This is a genomic window from Pollutimonas thiosulfatoxidans, from assembly GCF_004022565.1.
Taxonomy (GTDB): Bacteria; Pseudomonadota; Gammaproteobacteria; order Burkholderiales; family Burkholderiaceae_B; genus Pusillimonas_D; species Pusillimonas_D thiosulfatoxidans.
In genome coordinates this window covers 1286592-1310208 of record NZ_CP022987.1, presented here as the reverse complement: position 1 = coordinate 1310208, position 23617 = coordinate 1286592, and the positions used below count along the sequence as shown (strand labels likewise).

The following is a 23617-nucleotide window of genomic DNA, read 5'->3' as shown; positions in this document are numbered from 1 at the left end:
CTGGAGCGCCGCTGGCCTGTCGGCAATTTAGGGGTTATTCCTAGTGTTGGCCGCCGCGGGTTTGCGCCCAGCTGACAATCTGCGCTTTAATCCTTCCCTTAGACATCAAGGATAGTAAGTGTGACGATCTTGCGCGCCATAGTGACTCTGGCAGTTTTCTTACCTTCTCTGGCCATCGCCGCAGCCCAGGGCTACATGGCGCGGGCCTTGCACAAGCCCGTTCCGGGCGGGGTCGCAGTGATCGCACTGGGCAACGCCGCCGTGCCGCCGCAGGCCTATTTCGGGGCCGACAGGGCCATGGTCGTGAAAGATAGCGATGGCCAATGGGTGGCTGTCGTGGGCATAGATCTGAAGACCCCTGCAGGAACCCAACACCTGCGCGTACAAGGCCCAGACGGCCCAGCGAAGCTGGCTTTCCAGGTCGGCACCAAAAATTACGAATCGCAGCACATCAAGCTGAAGAACCAGCGCCATGTAGACCCGGATCCCAAACAACTGCAGCGATTTGAGCGCGAATACAAGGCGCAGATCGCTGCATATAGCCGCTTCCGCGAAGAGGGGCCGACGACCGTTGTGCTGGACAAGCCGGTGGAAGGCCGTTTGTCCAGTCGCTTTGGTCTGCGGCGCTTCTTCAACGGCGAAGAACGCAACCCGCATTCGGGCCTGGACTTCGCCGTGCCGGCCGGCACACCGATCAAGGCGCCCTCCGATGGCATCGTGACCATCGTGGCCGACTATTTCTTCAATGGCAAGACGATATTCATAGATCATGGGCAGGGCCTGGTCACCATGTACTGCCATCTGTCCGAGTTCAATGTGCAAGAGGGCCAGCAAGTCAGTCGTGGCCAGGTGATCGGCAAAGTGGGCGCCACCGGGCGTGCCACCGGGCCGCATTTGCACTGGAACGTCAGCCTGAACAACGCACGCGTCGACCCGGCGATTTTCATCCACGCCTTCGAGCCATAGCGGGCCGCCATGCGTACTCCTGTGGCACGGGGCCTGGCCGACAGCCTGTCGATCGCGGTGGGTTATGTGCCGGTGGCCATCTCTTTTGGGCTGGCCGCCGTCCATGCCGACTTCACGCCGCTGATGGCGGTCATGGCATCAGTCTTCATTTACGCCGGGGCCAGCCAATTCATACTGGTGACGCTGGTCGCGGCGGGCACCTCGCCCATAGGCGTGGTTGGCATATTGTTGCTGATGAATTTACGCCACCTTTTTTACGGTCCCGCACTACTGGCCCGGATGGGCCAGCGCACCCGCCGCATGCCGGCCTTTGTATTGGCAGCCGGATTGACCGACGAAGTGTTCGCCACCTCCATCAGCAAACTGGAACAACAGCCGGAGAATGAGCGCGAACGCTGGTATGTGGGGCTGCAACTGGGCGCTTACAGCTCCTGGGTAGGCGGCACGGCGATAGGGGCCTGGTTCGGGCAGGGCTGGATACAAGAGTCCGAGGTGCTTGCCCAAACCTTGGGCTTTGTTCTTCCCGCCTTGTTCTTCGCCTTGTTGCTCGAGATTCGTCACCTGGTGTCGCGCGGCGTGCTGGCTGCCGCGGCGATAGCCGCGCTGCTTACACTGCTGCTCCTTCCAGCGTACGCCGCCATCATCACGGGGATGTTGGCGGGTGCCTTATGGGCGGTGCGCAAATGAGCACCACCACGCTAGTGTGGATAATTGCGCTCAGCGCGGCCGGGACGTTCCTGATTCGCTACCTGCCCATGCTCTGGCAAGACAGGGCGGCACATAAGGCCCGAGGCCACGGTACCCTGCGCAGGGCGCTGGATGCGGTCGGGCCTGCGGCCATCGTCGCCTTGCTGGTGGCCTCGTTCTGGAGCATGGTCGCACCGGATCCGTCGCCGCACAGCATCGTGCCGCTGCTTGTCGGCTTGCTGGGTGTGGCGGCAGGGAAGCGCGTGCTGGGTTCGATCGCGTGGGCCACCTTGGCCGGCGTGCTGGCTTATGGCGCAGCGGTGTGGGTGCTGATGGCTGTCAGCCCTTGACGCGGACGATTTTCTGTACCTGAGGTACATGCCGCATGGCGCGTATGACCTGCGCCAGATGCTTGCGGCTGTCGACCTGCACCGTAATGTGCAGTACGCCGGTTGCAGCCGCATCGTCTTGCATGGTCAGGTGCATGATGTTGGAGTCGGCTTCTGTGACTTCGGCCGCCAGCCTGCCCAGCACGCCGCGTTCGTTAACGACCGTGACGTCCAGACGGGTGGACAGGTGGCGCGCGGTGTTGGTGTCCCACATGACCGGTATCCAGCGCTCGGGCTCGCGTGCCCGCTGGCGTTGGGCCACGGCGCATTCGTCCATGTGCACCACCAGGCCGTGGCCCAGGCGAATGCCGCCGATGATGGCGTCGCCGGGCAAGGGACCGCAGCAGGGTGCCAGTTGCACCGCCTGTCCTTCGTTGCCGTGTATCAGTATGGGAGCGTTGACGCTGGAAGTGAATTCGTCGACCGCGGCGGCGGTAGTGGCCAACAGGGCGTTTTCCGGGGCAAAGCGGCGCGCGACGACAGCCGCCAGACGTTTGCCCAGTCCGATGTCGGCCAGGATTTCTTCGCGCGAGGCCGCGCCGGAGCTCTTGGCGAGTTTTTCCCATTCGGGGTCGTCTTCGGCGGGATGCGGCAGGTGCAGTTGGTCGAAGGCCTGGTTCAGCAGGCGCTGCCCGAAGGCGACGGACTCTTCGTATTTGACAGTGCGCAGGTAATGGCGAATCTCGGAGCGTGCCCGACCGGTACGCACGTAATTGAGCCATTGCGCGCTGGGCCGCGAAGCCGGAGAGGTAATGATCTCGATAGAGTCGCCGCTTTTCAGCTCGGTGCGCAACGGGGCGAACTCGCCGTTGATTTTGGACGCCACCGCCTGGTTGCCGATGTCGGTGTGGATGGTATAGGCGAAGTCCACCGGCGTTGCACCGCGCGGCAAGGAAATGATTTTGCCTTGGGGCGTAAACACATAGACCGCATCGGGAAAGAGGTCTACCTTGACGTGCTCGAGGAACTCGCCCGAATCGCCCGTTTGGCTTTGGATGTCCAGCAAGGATTGCAGCCACTGGTGGGTGCGCTTCTGCAGGTCGTTCAGCGTGACGTTGTCTTCTTTGTACAGCCAGTGCGAGGCCACGCCTTCTTCGGCGATGTGATCCATGTCGCGCGTGCGGAACTGAAATTCGACCGGCGTCCCGTAAGGCCCGACCAGTGTGGTGTGCAGCGACTGATAGCCGTTCAGCTTGGGAATGGCGATGTAATCTTTGAACTTGCCCGGCACGGGCCGGTATAACTGATGCAAGGTGCCCAGGGCCAAATAGCATTCGGGCAGCGTATGCACAATGACGCGAAAGCCGTAGATGTCCAGGACGTCCGAGAACGATTTCTTTTGCTCGGCCATCTTGGTATAGATGCTGTATAGCGATTTTTCGCGTCCGCTGACCTCAGCTTCGATGCCGGCTGCCGGCAAGGCCACCTGGACGGCATCGGTGATCTTGCTGAGCACTTCACGTCGGTTGCCCCGGGCTGCCATCATCGCTTTATGCAACACTTGATAGCGATTTGGATGGATAGCCTGAAAGCACAGGTCTTGCAGCTCGCGGAACAAGGCGTTCAGGCCCAGGCGATGCGCAATCGGGGTATAGATCTCAAGCGTTTCCCGGGCGATGCGACGGCGTTTTTCGGGGGTTACGGCATCAAGCGTGCGCATATTGTGCAGCCTGTCGGCCAGCTTGATAAGTATGACCCGCACGTCGCGCGCCATGGCAAGCAGCATTTTGCGAAAGCTCTCGGCTTGTTGCTCTGCCTTGGTGGCGAATTCCAGCCGGTCCAACTTGGACAAGCCATCAACGATCTCTGCGACGTCGGGGCCGAATTTTTCGGCGAGCTCTTGCTTGGTGACGCCCTGGTCTTCGATGACATCGTGCAGCAGGGCGGCCATTAGCGAGTCGGCGTCCAGCTTCCAGCCGGCGCAGATCTCGGTAACGGTGATGGGATGCGATATATAAGGCTCGCCGCTTGCCCGGAACTGGCCCAGATGGGCCTGGTCGGAAAAGCGGTAGGCTTCCTTGACCCGTTCTACATCTTTCGGGCTAAGGTAGTGACTGATGATCTTGGTAAGCGGCGCCAACGACGCGATGGTGTTGGGGCCGCTGTTTTCGGGCGTACCTGGGCGCGGCGCGGCAGGCTTTGCGTTTTTGTTGCGACGCAGGCGCGGGCCTTTTTTCAGGACGGCCAGCAGCCCCGATGACGCACCACGCAAGCCAGAGAACGCCATGACCGCCCCTTAGATCAGGTCGGTACTTTGCGCAGCATTTCCAGACCGGTGACACCTGCGGCGATTTCGCGCAGCGCTGTGACGGTGGGCTTGTTTTTGCTTTCCAGCCGCGGCTCGTGGCCCTGGGCCAATTCGCGCGCACGATACGTGGCGGCCAGGGTAAGGTTAAAGCGATTTGGAATCTTGTCGAGGCAGTCTTCTACGGTGATGCGGGCCATTGTTAACCTATATAGCGGGTGAAAGAGGTGTCAGGCGACAGTTTTGCTGATGCCCAATTGCGAAAAAAGTTCGGCGTGCCGCACAGCCTGCACGCCATAGCGCAAGCGCGCGGCCGCAATAATTTGGCCTAGCTGCAACAGAGCGGTGCTAAATTCTTGATTAATAATAACATATTGACATTCTGAGGCATGCGACATTTCGCTCCCTGCGGCCAATAAACGACGCGATATGACCGGTGGCGCATCTTGCCCGCGTTGCGTCAGTCGTGATTCGAGCGCTTCGATGGACGGCGGCAAAATGAAAATGCCTATGGCTTGCGGAAAGTGTTCGCGAACCTGGCGGGCGCCTTGCCAATCGATTTCCAGCAAGACGTCCAGTCCCTTTTCCAGAGCTTCGTCGATGCGATCACGAGGCGTGCCGTAGAAGTTGCCATGGACTTCCGCCCATTCCAGCAGCGCGTTCTGCGTGCGCAGATCCCCAAATTGCTCTGGCGTCACGAAACGGTAGTGCTTGTTGGCCTCTTCGCCGGGGCGTGGGGGACGGGTGGTGCAGGAGATCGACAGAACCATCGATGGGTCTTCGGCCAGCAAGGCATTCACCAGGCTGGATTTACCGGCCCCGCTAGGGGCTACGACCATGAATATATTGCCGGAGGAAGACGACGTCATTGTGAAATAGTAACAAACTTAATTAAGCCGGTCCGCCCGGATGTCGTCCTGACCCAGTTCGCCCAGGACTCGACGGTAAGTGGCAGGATCGGCGCATAAAAAGACCGCGGCGTCGCCCGGATTCATATTGAAGGCCATGTCTTCGATCTGCTGGCGCGCCTCGCCGGGCTGGCTTACGGCGGTGACGTGCAGATCGCCTCCCTGCTCAAACCGTTCGGCTGGCACCAGGTCGGCCACGAGGTTGATGTCGGGTTCGCTGACGGCAATGTAAGCAGTGAACTCCAGATCTTCGATGGTAACGGCCAGGACCAGGCCGGTCGCTAGACTGGCAATGACTTCACTATGGGGTTGCATGCTCATGTAGGGGTGCGGCTAATTTTTCTGTCTTGAATGAATACGTGCCAACGCTGGCCGGCGGCAGATTGGCCCAGACGATGCGCGAGGCTGTCTGCCGTGCTGCAGTGAAGTTCCGCCATTTGGGTCGACGCAAATTGTACGTGAACTGCACAGCAATGCCATGATCGTGCAGCAGGTGCTGCCATTGTTGCAGTATGGCCTGCGCCAGGGGCTCGGGCAGCGAACACAGGGGCAGGCTAGAGACGATGGCGTCCACGCGCTGGCCTTGTGGAACAAACTGACCAAGGTCGGCGGCATTGCCGTGCACGATATTCAGTTGCGGATAGCGCTTGCGCAAACGGGCGACAAAAGCGGGGCAATGCTCGACCACCAGGAGGCGCTGCGGTGCGATGCCGCGCCGAAGCAGCGCCTGCGTAATGGCCCCCGTGCCGGCCCCCAACTCGATGACCAGGCCATCGGCGCCCGGATCGATTTGGCGTGCCATCTGGCGAGCAAGAAACGGCGAGCTGGGGCAGATGGCGCCTATGGCGCCAGGGCGGCTGCAGAGTTCTTGAAGGAAAACGCCTGGTACGATTTTTCTTAGATAGTCTGATACCTGCCTGGTGCGTCCAAGCCTCAGAACCCTGTGCATCATGCTTTACTGTCCCGGTGAAGTTTGCGTTACGTTAACAGCAGAACCAGCACGGTGAATGTCCAATTGTAAGCCCGCTTCAAGACGCCTGGGGCAGTACCAGGGTCGCAACGACGGGCGTGTGATCAGACGGTTGTTCGTTGGCGCGAGGCGTCTTGTCGATCACGCAGGAAACACAATAGTCGCGCAAGGCGTCGGACAGCAGGACATGATCGATGCGCAGGCCCGCGTTGCGCCGGAAGGCCATGCGGCGGTAATCCCACCACGAGAAGGACTTCTCGGGTTGTTCGAATTGCCGGAAGGCGTCGGTCAAGCCGAGATCCAGCACCGCATTGAAGGCAGCCCGCTCGGGTTCCGACACCAGCACATCGCCAACCCACTTCGCTGGGTCGTGCACGTCTTCGTCCTTGGGCGCGACGTTGTAGTCGCCCAGTATCGCCAGCCGTGGATAGCGCTGCAGCTCGCCCTGCAACCAGTCGCGTAGCGCCGCGTACCAGCGCAATTTGTACTCGTATTTGTCGCTACCGACGGCCTGGCCGTTGGGGCAGTACGCACTGATGATGCGTATGTCGCCAATGGGCGAGGCCAGGGTGCTGGCAATGATACGTTGCTGATGGTCGTCGAAGTCAGGAATGTTGCGCTGCACTTCCAGGCATTCCTGACGGGCCACGATGGCGACGCCGTTGTAGGTCTTCTGGCCAGCCCACTGCGCCGTGTAGCCGATCTCGGTGAACGCTTCCAATGGGAATTTGTCGTCGGGAAGCTTGAGCTCTTGCAAGCACAGGGCATCCACGGGGTGCGCCTGGAGCCAGTCCAGCACTTGCGGCAGTCGTACTTTTAGAGAATTGATGTTCCAGGTGGCTAGCTTCACGCTTAGTTCATCCTATGTAAGTTATTGAGCTAATTGGCTTTATTTAGCCTGATAGGGTACCCTAGAAGAGTACAGGGGCGCACGGTGCGCCCCTTGTAATGCATCATCAAGGAGATCCAAGCATGGCAACCAAACCAACGACACGCAAGCAGCCTTTTGTTATCGAGCCGCTGAACTGGGTGGCTCCCGCTGCGAAGCATGACGCTAACGAAGACGGCAGCGACGAGTCCAAGCAGACGACTCCGGCGGAAGAAGGCACCAAGTAACTTCTTCTCGTTCGCATGGCAGGGCAGGGCATCGCCCTGCCTTTTTTTTTGCACTGCAATAAGGCCGCGTTATTATTCAATATTGCCTGTGGCCATTCTACCGGGAGATCATAATGGAAGATGTTGTTGTCGTTGGTGCGTGCCGCACTGCCATCGGAGACTTTGGCGGGGCGCTCAAAGATGTGGCGCCTTGCGACTTGGGTGCAACGGTATTGCGGGCCTTGCTCGAGCGCAGCAAGGTGGCGGCGCCCGATGTCGGCCATGTGGTGTTCGGCCATGTCATCAATACCGAGCCGCGCGATATGTATTTGTCGCGGGTGGCGTCGGTTAACGCCGGGATTGGCCACAACACGCCAGCATTCAACGTAAACCGTTTATGCGGGTCGGGACTGCAGGCGATTATTTCCGCCGCCCAGGCGTTGAAGCTGGGCGACGCCGAAGTGGCCATCGGCGCGGGTGCCGAGAGCATGAGCCGCGCACCCTATATCGCGCCTGCGCATCGCTGGGGTGCCCGCATGGGCGACAGCGCCATGCTGGACATGATGACCGGCGCCTTGTCCGATCCTTTCGACAAGGTGCACATGGGCATCACAGCCGAGAACGTTGCCAGCCAGTACGCCATCACCCGTGAAGAACAAGATGCGCTTGCGCTGTCATCGCATCAGCGTGCAGAGGCGGCCATCACGAAAGGCTATTTCAAGGACCAGATCGTGCCGGTGGTCCAGAAGACCCGCAAGGGCGAGGTCGTGTTCGACACGGACGAGCACGTGCGCCTGGGCGCCACCGCAGAAAACTTCGACAAGCTGCGTCCCGTGTTCCTCAAGGAAAACGGTACGGTCACTGCCGGCAACGCATCGGGTTTGAACGACGGCGCCGGCGCGGTGATGTTGATGACTGCTTCGGCTGCCAAGGCACGTGGGCTGCAGCCCATGGCGCGCCTGGTCTCATACGGGCATGCGGGTGTCGACCCCAAGATCATGGGCATCGGCCCGGTACCGGCGACGCGCATTGCGCTGGAGCGTGCCGGCATCACCGTGGACCAGTTGGATGTCATCGAAGCCAACGAAGCCTTTGCCGCCCAAGCTTGTGCCGTGTCAAAAGAATTGGGCTTTGACCCCGCCAAGACCAATCCCAACGGCAGCGGCATCAGCTTGGGCCATCCCATCGGCGCAACGGGGGCCATCATCACCGTCAAGGCATTGCACGAACTCGTCCGCATACAGGGCCGCTACGCGCTGGTCACAATGTGCATCGGTGGAGGGCAGGGCATTGCCGCCGTATTCGAACGTGTCTGAACGCGGGCCGTCGCTGGACGACGATCCGACCTTGTCCGAGTATGACGGCATTCGTTACCTGCATTTTGGTACGGAATGGGTACAAGGCGCCATGCGGGTGGCCGAACCGTCCGAGCTGGTGCTGGCGTACACGCAACAGATGATGGGCTGGCTGCTGTTTCTGGAGCCACGCCGTAAAGACAAGGTTGCCATCCTGGGGCTGGGCGCGGGTTCGCTGCTGCGTTTTGTGTTGAAGCACACGCGCGCTTCCACGCAAACCGTGGAGTGGAATCCGGCCGTCACTGCCATTTGCCGCATGTACTTCCGCCTGCCCGAGTCGTCGCGCTCCGAGATATGGCATGGGGATGCCGACCGATGGGCGCAGGACAACGAGAATATTGGTCGCTACACGGCCTTGATGGTTGATTTGTACGATGCCCACGCACAAGGCCCGGTCTGCGACTCGCTGGCTTTTTATCAGGGCTGTTATCGCGCCCTGGCCGACACGGGCATCATGACGGTCAATCTTTTTGGAAGCCACGAAAGCTTTGCCCCCAATCTGGACAATATCCGCCAGGCATTTGGCGGACGGATGCTGGAGCTGCCCGAGATCGATGCGGGCAATCGGGTTGTGCTGGCATTCAAGGGGCCGGTGCTTGATGTCTCGGCCGGACGCTTCATGGAGCGCGCCGAAGAGGTGGAATCGCAGTACGGGCTACCAGCCAGGCGTTGGGCCAGGGCCATCCTTTCGGGTAAGCGCCGTCGCGACACGCTGGTGGTGTAGATCGCTGGCCAGCGCCCGGTTTGCAGGGATATCCCTTGCGGCAAACCGGCATTTAACGGGTTAGACTTACGGCCATCCGCGGCGAGGCTTTCCACGCCGCTTTTCCCTATGTGAAGGAGCTTCATATGAAGTTTAGCAAGTCCGCCAAACTGGCGTTCGCAGCCGCAGCTGTTGTTGGCGCATTGGCGCATACCCCGGTTGTCGCCCAGTCGGTGGCAGTAACGTCCATCGTCGAGCACCCTGCATTGGATTCAATCAAGGATGGCGTCAAAGAGGCGCTTACCGCCGCCGGCTACACCGAAGACAAAGGCCTGAAGTGGGCGTTCCAGACGGCGCAGGGCAACACGGCCATAGCCGCCCAGATCGCACGCAAGTTCGTGGGCGACAATCCCGACATCATCGTGGCTATTGCCACGCCTTCGGCGCAGGCAGTTGTGGCGGCCACCAAATCCATACCCGTCGTGTATTCGGCCGTGACCGATCCGGTCGCTGCGCAGTTGGTTGCATCCCTGGACCCCAGCGGCACCAACGTCACCGGCGTGTCCGATGCGCTGGTGCTCGAGAAGCAACTGGAACTGATCAAGAAAGTCGTGCCGCAAGCCAAGCGGGTAGGCATGGTGTACAACCCGGGTGAAGCCAACTCGGTCGTGGTCGTCAAGCAAATGCGCGAGCTGCTCCGCGCGGCCGACATGACACTGGTCGAAGCAACGGCCGCGCGTACCGTGGACGTTGGCGCGGCGGCCCGCAGCCTTGTGGGCAAGGTTGACGTCATCTATACCAATACCGATAACAACGTGGTCTCGGCCTACGAGGCATTGGTCAAGGTTGGCACTGACGCCAAGATCCCTCTTATTGCTTCGGATACCGACAGCGTCAAGCGTGGAGCCATCGCCGCCTTGGGCGTAAACTACCACGACCTGGGCTTGCAGACCGGCAAAATGGTCATCCGCATCCTGAAGGGCGAGAAGCCGGGCGACATTGCTTCCGAAACCAGCGACAAGCTCGAGCTCTTCGTCAACACTGGCGCGGCACAGAAGCAGGGCGTCAAACTTGACGAAGCTTTCGTCAAGTCGGCCACGCAAGTCATCGAGTAAGCGCAAGGCCCCGTTCTTGACGTCTCAACAGAGCAGGTGGGTTGTTTGTCGACAGCCCGCCTGTTTGTTTTTTGGTTTCACCGGCTAAAACCATGTCTATTTACTCGTTGTGGGGTGCGCTCGAAATCGGCCTGATTTTCGGCCTGGTTGCGTTGGGCGTGCTGATTTCTTTTCGCATCTTGCGGTTTCCCGACCTGACCGTCGATGGCAGCTTCCCGTTGGGCGGCGCGGTTGCCGCCACCTTGATCAGTGCGGGCATGGACCCGTTCAGCTCGACGCTGATTGCCACTTTTGCCGGCGCCATTGCCGGCATGATTACCGGCTGGCTGAATGTGAAGCTGAAGATCATGGATCTGCTTGCCAGCATCCTGATGATGATCGCGCTGTATTCCATCAACTTGCGCATCATGGGGCGCCCTAACGTTCCGCTGATTTCCGAGCCGACGGTATTTACCATACTGCAGCCCGAAGGCATCACCGATTACGTGGGCCGGCCACTTATCCTGCTTGCCCTGGTCATCGTCATCAAATTCGCGCTCGATTGGTATTTTTCCACCAAGGCCGGCCTGGCCATGCGTGCGACGGGGTCCAATCCCCGCATGGCGCGCTCGCAAGGGGTTGCCACCGGCGGCCGCATACTGGCCGGCATGGCCATCTCCAATGCGCTGTGCGCCCTGGGCGGCGCGCTGTTTGCGCAGTCGCAAGGCGGTGCCGATATTTCCATGGGTATAGGCACGATCGTTATCGGCCTGGCGGCGGTGATTGTCGGCGAAAGCATCATGCCGTCGAGGCGCATGGCCATCATCACGCTGGCCGTTATCGTGGGCGCCGTGCTCTACCGCTTCTTTATTGCCCTGGCGCTGAACGCCGACTTTGTCGGACTGAAGGCTCAAGATCTGAACCTTGTCACGGCTGTGCTGGTAACTGTGGCACTGGTCATACCGCTGTTGAAACAGCGCTTGCGCGGCAAAGGAGGGCGTTGACATGTTAAGCGCGAAGAATCTCAGTGTGACCTTCAACCCGGGTACCCCGATAGAAACACGGGCGCTGCGGGGCTTGTCGCTGGAAATACCGGCGGGCCAGTTCGTTACCGTCATTGGTTCCAATGGTGCCGGGAAGTCCACCTTGCTTAATGCAGTGTCGGGCGACCAGTCGGTCGACAGCGGCACCATACACATCGACGAGCAGGACGTCACGCGCCAGGCCGTGTGGGATCGCGCCAGCCGTGTGGCGCGGGTGTTCCAGGATCCCATGGCAGGCACCTGCGAAGACCTTACCATCGAAGAGAACCTTGCCTTGGCCTACAGCCGTGGAGAACGGCGCGGCTTCGGCAGGGCCGTAAAGACCACCATGCGTGACGAGTTCCGCGAGCGCCTGGCCATGTTGGGCCTGGGGCTGGAGAACCGGCTTAGTGATCGCATCGGCCTGCTCTCCGGCGGCCAACGACAGGCCGTCAGCCTCTTGATGGCGGCCTTGCGTCCATCCCGCATTTTGCTGCTGGACGAACACACTGCCGCACTGGATCCGCGCACGGCGCAGTTCGTACTGGACCTGACCGAGCGCATCGTGCTGGAAAGCAAGCTTACGACCATGATGGTTACGCACAGCATGCGTCAGGCACTGGATGTGGGCGAACGCACGGTCATGCTGCACCAGGGCAACGTGGTGTTGGATGTCTCGGGCAGCGAGCGTGAAGGACTGGATGTTCCCGACCTGCTGCACATGTTCGAGCGGGTGCGGGGCGAAACGTTGGCGGACGACGGGCTGTTGCTAAGCTAAAAAGCCTCTTGGGCATGGCGCTTGCTGTAACCGCGGAGGTGTGACAATCGCGGCCAGCCAACCATGAACCAAGAGGACGCCATAATTCTAAAAATTCTCACCGTAAATACTCACAAGGGCTTCACGGCATTCAACCGCCGATTCATCTTGCATGAGCTTCGCGATGCGATCAGGGCGACGCACGCGGATATTGTTTTCCTTCAAGAGGTGCTGGGCGCCCATGATCGCCATGCTTCGAAGCTTGCGCGGTGGCCGGCCACCAGCCAGTATGAATTTTTGGCTGATTCCATATGGGGTGACTACGCTTATGGCCGCAACGCCGTGTATCCGTCTGGGCACCATGGCAATGCACTATTGTCCAAGTTTCCCATCAAGCGTTATAACAACCTGGACGTTTCGATAGGCAAGCACGAGAAGCGGGGCATGCTGCATTGCGTACTGCATCATCCGACGCTTAATCGCAATATCCACGCGATCTGCGTTCACCTGGGTCTGCAGGAGAAGCACCGCAGCAGCCAACTGGGCTATTTGTGCCGCCTGATTGACGAAGAAATTCCGCCCGACGCGCCTTTGGTCGTGGCCGGCGACTTCAATGACTGGCGGCAGCGGGGCCAGCGTACGCTGATGCGCTCCAGCGGCCTGAAAGAAGTATTCAACGAGACCCATGGCAGTGTCTCAAGGACTTTTCCCGCACGCTTTCCGCTGCTGAAGCTGGATCGTATTTATGTTAGAAACGTGTCGCACTTTGTGCCGGTTGCACTGGCTTCGAGGCCTTGGCGGCACTTGTCTGATCATGCACCGCTGGCTGTGGAGCTGACGCTATGACCGTAAGGTGGACATCGGGCAATGCGCTGCAACTGCTGGAGAACGGCGAGGAATTCTTTCCCGCCGTCTTCGAGGCCATCAGCCAAGCCGAACGCAGCGTCATTCTGGAAACCTTCATTATTTTCGAGGACGAAGTCGGCAAGGAGTTGCAGCGCGTCGTCATCGAGGCGGCTACGCGCGGCGTGCGAGTTGACATTACGGTGGATGGCTACGGCTCGGCCGACCTGACGGAGGACTACATTACGGCCATGACCGCCGTAGGGGTGGGCTTTCATGTTTTTGATCCGCAGCCGCGGCGTCTGGGGGTGCGCACCAATCTGTTCCGCCGTATGCATCGCAAGGTCGTGGTGGTGGACGGGGCACTGGCTTTTATCGGCGGTATTAATTACAGTGCGGACCACCTCATCAAGTTTGGCCCGACTGCCAAGCAGGACTACGCCATATCGATACGCGGCCCTCTGGTCGACGAGATCGCAAAATTCGAGGCACAGGTCCTGGCGCCGGTGCGACCCAAGTTCTCCTGGCGCCGCCTGGGCCGCCGTCAGGCCCAGCAGGGTGGGGCGCATGGGGATAGTTCGGCCGCCCTGGTTGTGCGTGACAACGACAGGCATCGCAACGACATAGAGCTGCATTATCGGATCGGGATCCGGGCGGCCAAGCACAGTATCACTTTGGCCAACGCCTATTTTTTTCCGGGCTATCGCTTTCTGCGAGACCTTCGCCATGCCGCCAAGCGCGGCGTCAAGGTCAGGTTGATCCTTCAAGGCGAGCCTGACATGCCCATCGCGCGCTTTGTTGCCACCATGCTGTATGACTATTTGCTGTCCGCCGGTGTGGAGATCTACGAATACTGCGAGCGGCCTCTGCATGGCAAGGTGGCGACCATGGACGATACCTGGGCCACGGTGGGCTCGAGCAACCTTGATCCCCTAAGCCTGGCCCTGAACCTCGAAGCCAATGTCATGATCCACGACAGGGCCTTCAGCACGCATTTGCGCGAGCGGCTGGACGTGCTGGTAAAGGATCATTGCAGGCTCATGGAGCGCCAGACCCGTCCGCGCCGCAAGATTCAGCGCGTATTCGTGGGTGTCTTCGTCTTTCACTTTCTGCGCCGCTTTCCGTCCTGGGCGGGATGGCTGCCGGCACGCAAGCCGCAGTTGATGTCCATCCCTGCGCCCGCCGACAAAACCTACGAGGGCAAGTCATGATCGACCATTGGTGGAGTGGGGCCATGGCGTGGGTGAGAGCACACTGGGCCATCATCAGCCGCGTGGCGAGCATCGTGTTTATCGGCTTGGTGATTACGCTGCTGATCTACGCCGCGACCCAGGTGGAGTGGGCGGAGGTCGTCAAGGCCATACGCGCCTTGCCGGCCGGGCCGCTATGGATTGCAGGCCTGATCGTATTGGCAAGTTATCTGCTCTACAGCACTTTTGATCTCTTGGGTAAGTGGTATACCGAACATCCGGTGGCATGGTGGCGCGTCATGATGGTGGGCTTCATCAGCTATGCGTTCACCATGAACATGGGCGCACCCATAGGCGGACTGGGACTGCGGATGCGGCTGTACTCCAAGTTTGGGTTGGCGCAAGGCGTGATCATGCGCGTGATGGCCTTGAGTGTGACTACGAACTGGATGGGCTATACGTTTCTGGCCGGGGTTATCTTCGCCCTGGGCGGCGTGCAGCTTCCCTCTAATTGGGAACTGGGTAACGGTCCGTTCCGCCTTATTGGCGTGGCGCTGATCGCCGCCGGAGTGGCCTACCTGCTGCTGTGCGCGTTTTCGCGTACCCGTTCTTGGGACATACGCGGCCACACGATCGAGCTTCCCACGCTCAAATTAGCCCTGGTGCAGATCAGTATTGCGGCCCTGAACTGGGCCCTGATGGGTGGCGTGATCTACGTGCTGATGCTGCAACAAGTGCCCTATCACCTTGTCCTTGGCACCCTGCTGGTCAGCGCAATCATTGGGGCATTGATGCACGTACCGGGTGGTCTGGGCGTGCTGGAATCAGTATTCATTGCCTTGCTGGCGTCCGAAGCCTTGCCGCGCTCTCAAGTGCTGGGCGCCATCCTGGTGTATCGCGCCATGTATTACATCGTGCCTTTCTTCATCGCCGGTGTCTGGTATTTGGCGGCCGAAGCGCGCCTGCCCGCCAGCGAGGGCGCAGCCCAGGGTCCGTCGACGGATTACTCTCCCAGGTAGCCCGCAGGCACGCGGGTTGCTGAAAGTACTAGGGATGGCACTACCTGCCATCCATGTTTCACTGCGATTGCAAGGAGTCGGTATGAATGCAGAACAAGACCGTGCGGAAATGGACAGACAAAAGGAACGGGTTGCCTTTGACATGAGTGAACTGGTTGCCGGTACTGAAGCGCTGTTACGCGCGACCGCGTCTTATACCGGGGCGGAGATCGAAGTGGCGCGCGAGCGCTTGCGGGCTCAGTTGGATTCCGCGAAAGAGCAGGCACAGCGCTGGAACGGCCTGGCCCGTGAGAAGGTGCAGCACGCCACCTATGCAGTTGACGAGTACGCGCATGAGCACCCCTGGCGCATGTTGGCGGTAGCGGGGGCAGTCGGCGTCGTCGTCGGTCACTGCCTCTTGGGGAATAAACGTCGCTGACCGAGGAGAACGCCATGTCCCTGATCGTTGCAGCACGCTTCACCACTTTCGATGCCGCTCAGACAGCGGCGCAGGCGCTGATGGACATCGGCGTCGGCGCTGATGCGCTGCACACGTTTTTCGTCAACCCGGCGGGCGGGCATGATCGCTATCCACTGGGCGGGGACCGGGCAGCCGATCCAAACTCGAAGGGTGCTCCGTTGGGCGCGGTCGCCGTGGCCGCCGTTGCGGGCCTGGTTGGGGCGATTGTGGGCGGCATTATCGGCTACAGCGTCGCGGACAGCTTGCTGCCTGTCATAGGCGGCGCTGGCGTCGGCGCCTATATCGGTTCGCTGGCGGGCGGCGTTTCTGGGCTGGGACGCGAGCGTCCGCGACGCAGCGCGAGGGAAGCCCAGCACGCCAAGGCCAACGAGGGTCGTCAATCGGGGGTGATGCTGGCAGTACACACCTCGCCCGAGCAAGAGAAGGATATTGCACGTATCTTGCGCAACGCCGGCGGCGAAGAGGTCGAGCGGGCGCAAGGGCGCTGGCGTAATGGCAAATGGGAAGACTTCGATCCCTTGGTCAGCCCGACCCTGGAAAAGAACTTTTAGGCTTGCGACGGCACTGCAAGCCACACAACGGCCCGGTGACCAACCGGGCCGTTGTGTGTATTGGCGAGCGCGCGGCGGCTAGCGCTGCGCCAACTGCAGATCGAAATTGACCTTCTTGACTCCAGCCACCTGCCGCGCGGCCTGGATGGCGTTTTGCGCTGCCAGCTTGTTGTCCACCGTCCCGCGTAAGGTAACGACACCTTCGTAGGTGGTGACCTGGATATTGTTGGCATGAACCCCGGGCACACCCACCACTGCAGCCTGCACGTTGGTATTGATACTGGCATCTTCGGTGTATTGCGCTGTGTCCCGCGGCGTTGGGTCACCGGCACAAGCGCCAAGCGCCAGCACGGCAGCACCCATGACGACGGCACGCGATAGTTTGTTTCTGATCATGAAGCACTCCTGTGTGATCTGAAGAAGCCCCGCTATAACGGGTCGGGAAAGTGCGAAGCAATTGATATGCCGCCGCGAAATCTATGGCTTGCAACAATTTCCCTTTATACTCACGCTTTACTAAAAATCAGAATGGATGCGGCGTGGCCCCATGAGGGCGTTGTGCTGCACGGGAGCTTATTGATGTCGATCCTTCGTCTGCCGGCCCGGCAGCAAGTCCGAGTTCTACTTCTATCTTCGCTAGTCATGCTTGCCGCCTGCGGCGAAAAGCCGCAACAGGCTGGCGGCGAAATGAAGGTTCCCGTCAGCGTAGTGACTGTCGAACCCACGCCTACTGAAGTATTTGTGGAACTCCCCGGCCGGGTCGAGGCCATCAAGGAAGCCGAGATCCGTGCGCGCGTGAATGGCATCGTCCAGGAGATCAATTTTGAACAGGGCAGCGACGTCAAGAGCGGCCAACTACTGTTCACCATCGATCCGGCACCTTATATCGCTCAACGCGACCAGGCTGCGGCGCAACTGAAAAATGCCGAAGCCGACATACGCAGCGCCCGCTTGTTTGCAGATCGGTATGCCAAGCTGATCAAGGCCAATGCCGTCAGTCGCCAAGAGTATGACAACGCCGTCGCTCAGGCGGGCCAGGCCGAGGCGGCAGTGGCAGCGGCCAAGGCAGCGTTGCAATCGGCCAACATCAATCTCGGATACACCAGGGTAGAGTCTCCCATAGACGGACGCATTGGAAGGTCCATGGTCACCGAGGGCGCATTGGTCAGCGCCGCTTCGGCGACGCAGATGGCGACCGTCCAGCAGTTGGACCGCGTGTATGTCGATATCCCCAGGTCAGTCAATCAGTTGGCGCAGTTGCGCCGTGCGATGGCCGAGGGTGTACTGACGCGCTCGGCAGAAGGCGACGCCTTGGCGTACGTGCTGCTGGAAGACGGTGCCGAGTACGAGCATCCCGGGAAACTGCTGTTCTCGGGTGTCAGCGTTGACCCCGGCACCGGCCAGGTCTCCTTGCGTGCCGAGTTCGAGAATCCGGATCAAATCCTGCTCCCGGGCATGTATGTCCGCGTGCGCTTGCAGCAGGGCATGGACGAAAAAGCTTTGCTGGTGCCGCAGCAGGCCATCCAGCGCACTTCCGATGGACTCAATAGCGTCTATGTCGTCCGGGAGGGCAAAGTGCAACCCGTGGCGGTGTCAGTCGGCCCGCAGATCAAAGGCAGCTTCCTGGTCTACAAGGGCTTGAATCCTGGCGACGTCGTTGTTGTCGAGGGCTTCCAGAAGATCAGGCCGGGGGCGGCGGTGCAGCCCATCCCCTGGAAGCAGGCAGGAGCCAAGCCCGGCAGCCAGCCCGGCGGACCGGCTGGCGCTCAACCCGAACCGGAAGCTACACCGAAGGGCTGATCATGCCGCGACGGCGCGGATGCCTTGGGCGATCCGCGGACTCCATGCACATAAAGTGAGCACACATGCCGCAGTTTTTTATTGAACGTCCTATTTTTGCCTGGGTGGTTGCTCTGGCAATTACGCTGGCGGGCTTGCTGGCCATCCCGAACATGCCCGTGTCGCAGTACCCGGATGTTGCCCCGCCTGCCATCACCATCAATGCCACCTATCCTGGCGCGTCGGCCGAGGACGTGGCCAGCTCGGTGGCCAGTGTCATCGAGAATGAGCTTAACGGCGCCAAGGGGCTCTTGTATTACGAGTCAGTCAGTGACTCTTATGGTCAGGCGGAGATCACCGTTACCTTCGCGGCGGGTACCGACCCGGACATGGCGCAGGTGGATGTCCAGAATCGCGTGTCCAACATTACCGCCAAGCTGCCTGCCGCCGTGGCGCAGCAAGGTCTGAAGGTGTCGCAGACGAATACCGGTTTCCTGATGGTGGTAACCGTTTCATCCAAGGATGGCGCGCTTAGCGAGACCGCCCTGGCGGACTACATTACCCGCAATATTCAGAATCCCGTGTCGCGAGTTCCCGGCGTCGGCAAGTTCCAGTTATTTGCCTCGGGCCGCGCGATGCGCGTGTGGGTGGATCCGGACAAACTTACGGGCTTGAATCTGAGCATGGCGCAAATCAATGACGCCATCAGCCGCCAGAACGTCCTGATCTCTGCGGGCATCCTGGGCTCGCCGCCCAATCCCGACGGGCAACGCGTGGCGGCGCCCATCGTCGTCAATGGGCAGTTGTCCACGGTGGAAGAGTTCGAGAACATTGTGCTGCGCTCAAACCAGGACGGGTCATCGGTCCGCCTGGGTGATGTGGCCAGAATCGAAGTCGGCGCAGACAACTACCAATTTGGCGCCCGCCTGAATGGCACGCCGACCGCAGCCTTTGCCATTTCCCTGTCGCCTGAAGCCAATGCGCTGTCGACCGCCAAGGGTGTAAAGGCCAAGATGGACGAGCTGGCGGCTTACTTCCCAGACAACATCTCTTACGCCGTACCCTACGACACCTCGCCTTATGTCGAGGTGTCCATCGAGCAAGTTGTGCATACGTTGCTCGAAGCCATGGTGCTGGTGTTCGTGGTCATGTTCGTTTTCTTGCAGAACGTGCGCTACACGCTGATACCGGCGCTTGTCGTGCCGGTGGCTATCCTGGGTGCTTTTGCGGTCATGGCGGCATTCGGGTTCTCGATCAACGTCCTGACCATGTTTGCCATGGTGCTTGCCATCGGGATATTGGTCGACGATGCCATTGTGGTCATCGAGAACGTCGAACGCATCATGGTCGAAGAGGGCTTGTCCCCTAAAGAGGCAACCAGGAAGGCCATGCCGCAGATCAGCGGGGCCATTGTTGGCATCACGCTGGTGTTGACCACGGTATTCCTTCCGCTAGCCTTCATGTCCGGCTCGGTGGGCGTCATCTACCGGCAGTTTTCGATTGCCATGTCGGTGTCCATTGCGTTCTCGGCTTTTCTGGCCCTGACTTTCACCCCGGCCTTGTGCGCAACCATCCTCAAGCCCATCCCCAAGGGGCACCACGCCACCAAGCGCGGGTTTTTCGGCTGGTTCAATCGTTCCTTTGATCGCACGACACGCGGTTACGAAGGGTGGGTGGCCCGCAGCTTGAAGCGGGGCGGCCGCATGATGCTGGTGTATCTGGTATTGGTGCTTGCCATGGGCTGGATGTACACGCGCTTGCCCACCGCCTTTCTTCCAGAGGAAGACCAAGGCTACGTGATTGCCAATATCGAGCTGCCGGGCGGGGCGACCGCAAACCGCACGATAGAAATCATCGAGCAGGTCGAAGCTTATTTCAAGCAACAACCCCAGGTCGAGAACATCATTACCGTACAGGGCTTCAGCTTTAACGGCAACGGCCTCAATTCGGCTATTGCCTTTGTGCCGCTCAAGGACTTTTCGCTGCGCAAGGGTCCCGAAGACTCGGCCCAGGCGATCTCCGGCAAGGCCATGCAGAATCTGCTGTTTGGCTTGCCCGACGCCATGGTCTTCTCCATAGTGCCGCCTGCCATTTCCTCTTTGGGCAATGCCTCCGGCTTTGACCTGAGGCTGGAAGACCGTGGTGGCCTCGGACATGACGCGCTGATGGCCGCATCGCAGCAGTTGCTGCAACTGGCATCGCAAAGCCCTGTGCTATCGCAGACGCGGGTTACCGGATTGGGGCCTGGTTCGCAATTGCAGGTGGAAATAGACCGCGACAAGGCCGCGGCGCTCGGCGTCGATTTCGCCGAGGCGGCTCAATTGGTTTCCACCGCGCTGGGCTCGGCTTACGTGGGCAAGTTCACCAACCAGGGCTGGGTACAGAATGTATGGGTTCAGGCCGACCAAACCCACCGCATGAATCCGGACGATATTCTCAAGCTGAACGCCTTGAATGGTCAGGGCGAGATGGTGCCCCTGTCTTCGTTCGTGAACCTGTCATGGACGGAAGGACCGGTGCAGGTCGTGCGCTACAACAGCTACGAATCGATTCGTATCGGCGGTGGAGCAGGGGCCGGGTATTCGACTGGCGATGCCATGGCCGAGATGGAGAGGCTGGTCGGAGAGCTGCCTCCGGGCTTTGGTTACGAGTGGACCGGTCTTTCTTATCAGGAGATCGAGGCCGGCGGCCAGACGGGCGTACTGATGGGCCTGGCGGTTTTGGTGATCTTCATGGTGCTGGCCGCCTTGTATGAAAGCTGGGCCATACCACTGTCGGTGATGTTGGCGGTGCCTTTGGGCATGCTGGGGGCGGTGGCCATGATCACGCTCAAAGGCATGTCCAGCGACGTCTATTTCGTCGTGGGTATGGTGACGGTTATTGGCCTGTCGGCCAAGAACGCCATTCTTATTGTCGAGTTCGCGAAGGACGCCTATGCGCGCGGCGGCACGATTCAGGCTGCTACCATCGAGGCAGCACGCTTGCGCTTCCGTCCGATTTTGATGACGTCGTTCGCCTTCATTTTGGGCGTGTTGCCGCTTGCATTGGCCAGTGGCGCAGGTGCCGCCAGCCAGAACGCAGTGGGTCTGGGCGTGCTGGGTGGCATGTTGGCGGCCACGCCGCTTGCGGTGCTGTTCGTGCCCACCTTCTTTGTGGTGGTGCTAAGTCTGTTCAAGACCCGGCCCCGGCTGCTCGGCGCAGAGGCCACGACGGCCCATGACACCGAACCCAACGCGGCGGCCACAGCGCAGCACAGAGCTGACAACAATGGGGGCTCAGCATGAGTTCAAGCTTGTTTCGCCGGTCGGCATTGCCGGTCCTGATATCACTGGCGCTGGCAGGGTGCTCGTTGGCGCCCAAGTATGAGCGGCCCGATGCGCCGGTGCCTGCACAATACCCGGACCAGAACGCCGTACAGAATACGGGTGCCAATAGCGCCAGCGCGGTTGCGCCTGATGTCGCCGCCAGTTCGGACCTGGGCTGGAGCGAATTCTTCCGGGATCCGCAACTGCAAGCCCTGATCCGCATTGCCTTGGCCAATAATCGCGATATGCGCATTGCTGTACAAAGGGTCGAAGAGGCGCGCGCGATGTACGGGGTGGCCGATAGCGATCGCTATCCCACGATAGGCGCAGGCGTCAACGCCCAGATGACTCGCAATCCCGAGAACATGCGCATGTCGCCGGACGCGCCCAGTGTCAGCCGCTTTTATCAGGCCGGGCTGGGCATGACGGCCTTCGAGCTGGACTTTTTCGGGCGTGTGAGAAACCTTAGCGAGGCTGCTTTCCAGCAGTATCTGGCAACGGCTCAGGCACGGCGTACCGTACATATCAATTTGGTGTCCCTGGTGGCCGAGGCTTATTTCCGCCTGCGTACTGCCCAGCAGCTGGACGGCCTGATGGAAAGCACGCTGCTCTCTCGCCAGAATACCTACGACCTGGTCAAGGCACGCTTTGATGTGGGCGTGGCTTCGTCGCTGGATCTGGCTCAAGCCAAGAGCCAACTGGACACCGTGCGCGCCGACCGCGCCGCCATTATCCGGGTTCAGGCCCAGGCCAAGAACGCCATGCAGTTGCTGCTGGGCGCGGAAGCCCCAGCCGATCTACCCCAGCCCGCGGTCTTCGGGCGTGATCAGATACTGGCCGCCATACCGGTAGGCCTGCCATCCGACCTGCTAGAGCGGCGTCCCGACATCATAGGCGCCGAGAACGCCTTGCTGGCGTCCAATGCCAACATCGGGGCGGCGCGGGCGGCGTTCTTTCCGAATATTTCCATTACCGGCTTGTTGGGTTTTGCCAGTCCGCAATTGGGCGGCCTGTTCGGCTCTGGCCAGCGTTACTGGCAATTCTCGCCTCAGTTGCAGGTACCGATTTTCACGGGTGGTGGCATACGCAGCAATCTTGATGTCGCCGAAGCGCGCAAGAACATTGCCGTGGCGGAATACGAGAAGACCGTCCAGACTGCCTTCCGCGAGGTGGCCGACGCCCTGGCCGGAGAAGCCACTTATTCCGGCGAACTCGATGCCTTGCGCGACCTGGAAGCTTCAGCCGCCGAAACCCTGCGCCTGGCTCAGTTGCGCTACGAGACCGGCATCGACAGTTTCCTGCAGGTGCAGAATGCCGAGGTCAACCTGTACACCGCGCAACGCGCCTTCCTGCAAACCGGCATGGAATCGCTGATGAATCGGGTAGAACTCTATAAGGCGCTGGGTGGCGGATGGCTGGAAGATTCCGCTACCGGGCTGCCGGTTGCCGACAGCAATGCGGCCGCGGGGCAGGTGCCCGGAAGCGCTGCGGGGACAGTAACGGAATAAAAGGTAATAATAGGAGGTGGCATTCACCAGCAGCGTAAGGGGCGGCAATAAATGATTGAATTGGGCGTTAATATTGATCACGTCGCCACGTTGCGCCAGCAGCGCTTCACCAGCTACCCCGATCCCGTCGAAGCCGCAAGGCGTGCTGAAGATGCCGGGGCCGACGTCATTACCTTGCACCTGCGCGAAGACCGGCGTCACATCCAGGACGCCGACGTACCGGCCATAAAGGCCGTACTGCGCACCCGCATGAATCTCGAATGCGCGGTCACCCCCGAGATGCTGGCCATAGCCTGTCGCGTACGCCCAGAGGACGTCTGCCTGGTACCCGAGAAGCGCAGCGAACTCACCACCGAAGGCGGGCTGGACGTACTGTCCAATTTTTCGTCTGTCCAGCAGGCCGTCGCCCAACTGCACGATGCGGGCATCCGCGTGTCGCTCTTCATCGACCCCGATGCTGCCCAGATAGACGCCGCCGCACGCGCCGGGGCAACCGTTATCGAGCTGCACACCGGGGCATATTCCGATGCCGCCGACTCAACTGCTATCAACCAGGAACTGATCCGCTTGCGTACGGGGGTGGCAGCGGGCGTGTCGCAAGGGCTGCGCGTGAATGCCGGTCACGGCCTGCACTACGATAATGTGCAGGCCATCGTGGCAATGCCAGGCATTGCCGAACTCAATATTGGGCACGCCATTGTGGCGCGGGCCGTGTTCGATGGCTGGGAGAAAGCCGTACGCGACATGAAGGCCCTGCTCAGAAAAGGATGA

Annotated in this window: 25 protein-coding genes; 18 read left to right on the top strand and 7 right to left on the bottom strand. The window is 60.4% G+C overall.

The window, feature by feature from the left end; translation table 11 throughout:
• The first annotated feature begins 195 nt into the window (after nt 1–195).
• Genes CKA81_RS06310 through CKA81_RS06300 form a run of 3 tightly spaced genes read left to right on the top strand, consistent with a single transcriptional unit; the run spans nt 196 to nt 2003 of the window.
• Nucleotides 196–966: a peptidoglycan DD-metalloendopeptidase family protein gene (locus CKA81_RS06310; protein ID WP_128356627.1), complete on the top strand. Its 771-nt coding sequence runs from the start codon at nt 196–198 to the stop codon at nt 964–966.
• 9 nt (nt 967–975) lie between these two features.
• Entirely contained in the window at nt 976–1653 is a 678-nt protein-coding gene (locus tag CKA81_RS06305) for an AzlC family ABC transporter permease (protein WP_128354538.1), read from the top strand.
• Nucleotides 1650–2003: an AzlD domain-containing protein gene (locus CKA81_RS06300; protein WP_164878357.1), complete on the top strand. Its 354-nt coding sequence runs from the start codon at nt 1650–1652 to the stop codon at nt 2001–2003. The genes CKA81_RS06305 and CKA81_RS06300 overlap by 4 nt, the downstream gene beginning before the upstream one ends.
• Here CKA81_RS06300 and CKA81_RS06295 read toward each other — a convergent pair.
• The 6 genes from CKA81_RS06295 to xth form a co-directional block, all read right to left on the bottom strand.
• The gene (locus CKA81_RS06295; protein ID WP_128354536.1) at nt 1993–4269 is read right to left on the bottom strand and encodes a RelA/SpoT family protein; all 2277 of its coding nucleotides are present in this window, start codon (nt 4267–4269) and stop codon (nt 1993–1995) included. The genes CKA81_RS06300 and CKA81_RS06295 overlap by 11 nt on opposite strands.
• A 14-nt stretch (nt 4270–4283) precedes the next feature.
• Nucleotides 4284–4487, bottom strand: a complete 204-nt coding sequence (gene rpoZ / locus CKA81_RS06290) for a DNA-directed RNA polymerase subunit omega (RefSeq protein ID WP_128354535.1) — start codon at nt 4485–4487, stop codon at nt 4284–4286.
• Nucleotides 4488–4517: 30 nt separating this feature from the next.
• On the bottom strand, nt 4518–5156 hold the full coding sequence (gmk, locus tag CKA81_RS06285; RefSeq protein ID WP_128354534.1) for a guanylate kinase: 639 nt from the start codon (nt 5154–5156) through the stop codon (nt 4518–4520).
• A gap of 18 nt (nt 5157–5174) precedes the next feature.
• Entirely contained in the window at nt 5175–5516 is a 342-nt protein-coding gene (locus CKA81_RS06280; protein WP_228255809.1) for a hypothetical protein, read from the bottom strand.
• Nucleotides 5497–6144 (bottom strand): class I SAM-dependent methyltransferase, encoded by a 648-nt coding sequence (locus CKA81_RS06275; protein WP_394342548.1) that lies wholly within the window; start codon nt 6142–6144, stop codon nt 5497–5499. The genes CKA81_RS06280 and CKA81_RS06275 overlap by 20 nt, the downstream gene beginning before the upstream one ends.
• A gap of 79 nt (nt 6145–6223) precedes the next feature.
• Entirely contained in the window at nt 6224–7015 is a 792-nt protein-coding gene (xth, locus tag CKA81_RS06270) for an exodeoxyribonuclease III (RefSeq protein ID WP_128354532.1), read from the bottom strand.
• A gap of 122 nt (nt 7016–7137) precedes the next feature.
• Here xth and CKA81_RS17050 point away from each other — a divergent pair, with 122 nt between their 5' ends.
• The 11 genes from CKA81_RS17050 (at nt 7138) to CKA81_RS06220 (ending at nt 16254) form a co-directional block, all read left to right on the top strand.
• Nucleotides 7138–7281, top strand: coding sequence for a hypothetical protein (locus CKA81_RS17050; RefSeq protein ID WP_164878356.1), 144 nt, complete (start codon nt 7138–7140; stop codon nt 7279–7281).
• Nucleotides 7282–7394: 113 nt separating this feature from the next.
• Nucleotides 7395–8576 carry an acetyl-CoA C-acyltransferase family protein gene (locus CKA81_RS06265; RefSeq protein WP_128354531.1) on the top strand — a complete coding sequence of 394 codons (1182 nt, stop codon included), beginning with the start codon at nt 7395–7397 and terminating at the stop codon, nt 8574–8576.
• Complete coding sequence (locus CKA81_RS06260; protein WP_228255808.1) at nt 8569–9339, top strand: spermine/spermidine synthase domain-containing protein; 771 nt, start codon at nt 8569–8571, stop codon at nt 9337–9339. Before CKA81_RS06265 ends, CKA81_RS06260 begins: the two co-directional genes overlap by 8 nt.
• Before the next feature lie 125 nt (nt 9340–9464).
• Nucleotides 9465–10433, top strand: a complete 969-nt coding sequence (locus CKA81_RS06255) for an ABC transporter substrate-binding protein (RefSeq protein ID WP_128354530.1) — start codon at nt 9465–9467, stop codon at nt 10431–10433.
• Nucleotides 10434–10525: 92 nt separating this feature from the next.
• On the top strand, nt 10526–11416 hold the full coding sequence (locus tag CKA81_RS06250; protein WP_128354529.1) for an ABC transporter permease: 891 nt from the start codon (nt 10526–10528) through the stop codon (nt 11414–11416).
• A 1-nt stretch (nt 11417) separates the two neighbouring features.
• Nucleotides 11418–12212, top strand: a complete 795-nt coding sequence (locus CKA81_RS06245; protein WP_128354528.1) for an ABC transporter ATP-binding protein — start codon at nt 11418–11420, stop codon at nt 12210–12212.
• A 63-nt stretch (nt 12213–12275) separates the two neighbouring features.
• Nucleotides 12276–13037: an endonuclease/exonuclease/phosphatase family protein gene (locus CKA81_RS06240; RefSeq protein WP_128354527.1), complete on the top strand. Its 762-nt coding sequence runs from the start codon at nt 12276–12278 to the stop codon at nt 13035–13037.
• Complete coding sequence (gene clsB / locus CKA81_RS06235; RefSeq protein ID WP_128354526.1) at nt 13034–14245, top strand: cardiolipin synthase ClsB; 1212 nt, start codon at nt 13034–13036, stop codon at nt 14243–14245. Before CKA81_RS06240 ends, clsB begins: the two co-directional genes overlap by 4 nt.
• On the top strand, nt 14242–15243 hold the full coding sequence (locus CKA81_RS06230) for a lysylphosphatidylglycerol synthase domain-containing protein (RefSeq protein WP_164878355.1): 1002 nt from the start codon (nt 14242–14244) through the stop codon (nt 15241–15243). The genes clsB and CKA81_RS06230 overlap by 4 nt, the downstream gene beginning before the upstream one ends.
• A gap of 82 nt (nt 15244–15325) precedes the next feature.
• Entirely contained in the window at nt 15326–15661 is a 336-nt protein-coding gene (locus CKA81_RS06225; protein ID WP_128354524.1) for a DUF883 family protein, read from the top strand.
• Nucleotides 15662–15675: 14 nt separating this feature from the next.
• Nucleotides 15676–16254: a hypothetical protein gene (locus CKA81_RS06220; RefSeq protein ID WP_128354523.1), complete on the top strand. Its 579-nt coding sequence runs from the start codon at nt 15676–15678 to the stop codon at nt 16252–16254.
• Nucleotides 16255–16332: 78 nt separating this feature from the next.
• On the opposite strand, the gene CKA81_RS06215 is transcribed toward CKA81_RS06220, so the two are convergent.
• A complete protein-coding gene (locus CKA81_RS06215) occupies nt 16333–16650 on the bottom strand; it encodes a BON domain-containing protein (RefSeq protein ID WP_128354522.1) in 318 nt (105 codons plus the stop codon).
• Nucleotides 16651–16833: 183 nt separating this feature from the next.
• Between CKA81_RS06215 and CKA81_RS06210 the strand changes: the two genes are divergently transcribed.
• From CKA81_RS06210 to pdxJ, 4 genes are all read left to right on the top strand, one after another.
• Nucleotides 16834–18054: an efflux RND transporter periplasmic adaptor subunit gene (locus tag CKA81_RS06210; protein ID WP_128354521.1), complete on the top strand. Its 1221-nt coding sequence runs from the start codon at nt 16834–16836 to the stop codon at nt 18052–18054.
• A 65-nt stretch (nt 18055–18119) separates the two neighbouring features.
• On the top strand, nt 18120–21317 hold the full coding sequence (locus CKA81_RS06205; RefSeq protein ID WP_128354520.1) for an efflux RND transporter permease subunit: 3198 nt from the start codon (nt 18120–18122) through the stop codon (nt 21315–21317).
• Nucleotides 21314–22846, top strand: a complete 1533-nt coding sequence (locus CKA81_RS06200; protein ID WP_128354519.1) for an efflux transporter outer membrane subunit — start codon at nt 21314–21316, stop codon at nt 22844–22846. Before CKA81_RS06205 ends, CKA81_RS06200 begins: the two co-directional genes overlap by 4 nt.
• Nucleotides 22847–22897: 51 nt before the next feature.
• Entirely contained in the window at nt 22898–23617 is a 720-nt protein-coding gene (gene pdxJ, locus CKA81_RS06195; RefSeq protein ID WP_128354518.1) for a pyridoxine 5'-phosphate synthase, read from the top strand.

Coding starts and splice junctions, on each gene's coding strand:
- CKA81_RS06295 (WP_128354536.1), bottom strand. CDS start 4,269: ATGGCGTTCTCTGGCTTGCGTGGTGCGTCATCGGGGCTGCTGGCCGTC.
- CKA81_RS06240 (WP_128354527.1), top strand. CDS start 12,276: ATGAACCAAGAGGACGCCATAATTCTAAAAATTCTCACCGTAAATACT.
- CKA81_RS06230 (WP_164878355.1), top strand. CDS start 14,242: ATGATCGACCATTGGTGGAGTGGGGCCATGGCGTGGGTGAGAGCACAC.
- CKA81_RS06210 (WP_128354521.1), top strand. CDS start 16,834: ATGTCGATCCTTCGTCTGCCGGCCCGGCAGCAAGTCCGAGTTCTACTT.
- CKA81_RS17050 (WP_164878356.1), top strand. CDS start 7,138: ATGGCAACCAAACCAACGACACGCAAGCAGCCTTTTGTTATCGAGCCG.
- CKA81_RS06245 (WP_128354528.1), top strand. CDS start 11,418: ATGTTAAGCGCGAAGAATCTCAGTGTGACCTTCAACCCGGGTACCCCG.
- pdxJ (WP_128354518.1), top strand. CDS start 22,898: ATGATTGAATTGGGCGTTAATATTGATCACGTCGCCACGTTGCGCCAG.
- CKA81_RS06205 (WP_128354520.1), top strand. CDS start 18,120: ATGCCGCAGTTTTTTATTGAACGTCCTATTTTTGCCTGGGTGGTTGCT.
- CKA81_RS06265 (WP_128354531.1), top strand. CDS start 7,395: ATGGAAGATGTTGTTGTCGTTGGTGCGTGCCGCACTGCCATCGGAGAC.
- CKA81_RS06255 (WP_128354530.1), top strand. CDS start 9,465: ATGAAGTTTAGCAAGTCCGCCAAACTGGCGTTCGCAGCCGCAGCTGTT.
- clsB (WP_128354526.1), top strand. CDS start 13,034: ATGACCGTAAGGTGGACATCGGGCAATGCGCTGCAACTGCTGGAGAAC.
- CKA81_RS06215 (WP_128354522.1), bottom strand. CDS start 16,650: ATGATCAGAAACAAACTATCGCGTGCCGTCGTCATGGGTGCTGCCGTG.
- CKA81_RS06310 (WP_128356627.1), top strand. CDS start 196: ATGGCGCGGGCCTTGCACAAGCCCGTTCCGGGCGGGGTCGCAGTGATC.
- CKA81_RS06220 (WP_128354523.1), top strand. CDS start 15,676: ATGTCCCTGATCGTTGCAGCACGCTTCACCACTTTCGATGCCGCTCAG.
- CKA81_RS06200 (WP_128354519.1), top strand. CDS start 21,314: ATGAGTTCAAGCTTGTTTCGCCGGTCGGCATTGCCGGTCCTGATATCA.
- gmk (WP_128354534.1), bottom strand. CDS start 5,156: ATGACGTCGTCTTCCTCCGGCAATATATTCATGGTCGTAGCCCCTAGC.
- CKA81_RS06280 (WP_228255809.1), bottom strand. CDS start 5,516: ATGAGCATGCAACCCCATAGTGAAGTCATTGCCAGTCTAGCGACCGGC.
- CKA81_RS06275 (WP_394342548.1), bottom strand. CDS start 6,144: ATGCACAGGGTTCTGAGGCTTGGACGCACCAGGCAGGTATCAGACTAT.
- CKA81_RS06225 (WP_128354524.1), top strand. CDS start 15,326: ATGAATGCAGAACAAGACCGTGCGGAAATGGACAGACAAAAGGAACGG.
- rpoZ (WP_128354535.1), bottom strand. CDS start 4,487: ATGGCCCGCATCACCGTAGAAGACTGCCTCGACAAGATTCCAAATCGC.
- CKA81_RS06300 (WP_164878357.1), top strand. CDS start 1,650: ATGAGCACCACCACGCTAGTGTGGATAATTGCGCTCAGCGCGGCCGGG.
- CKA81_RS06250 (WP_128354529.1), top strand. CDS start 10,526: ATGTCTATTTACTCGTTGTGGGGTGCGCTCGAAATCGGCCTGATTTTC.
- CKA81_RS06305 (WP_128354538.1), top strand. CDS start 976: ATGCGTACTCCTGTGGCACGGGGCCTGGCCGACAGCCTGTCGATCGCG.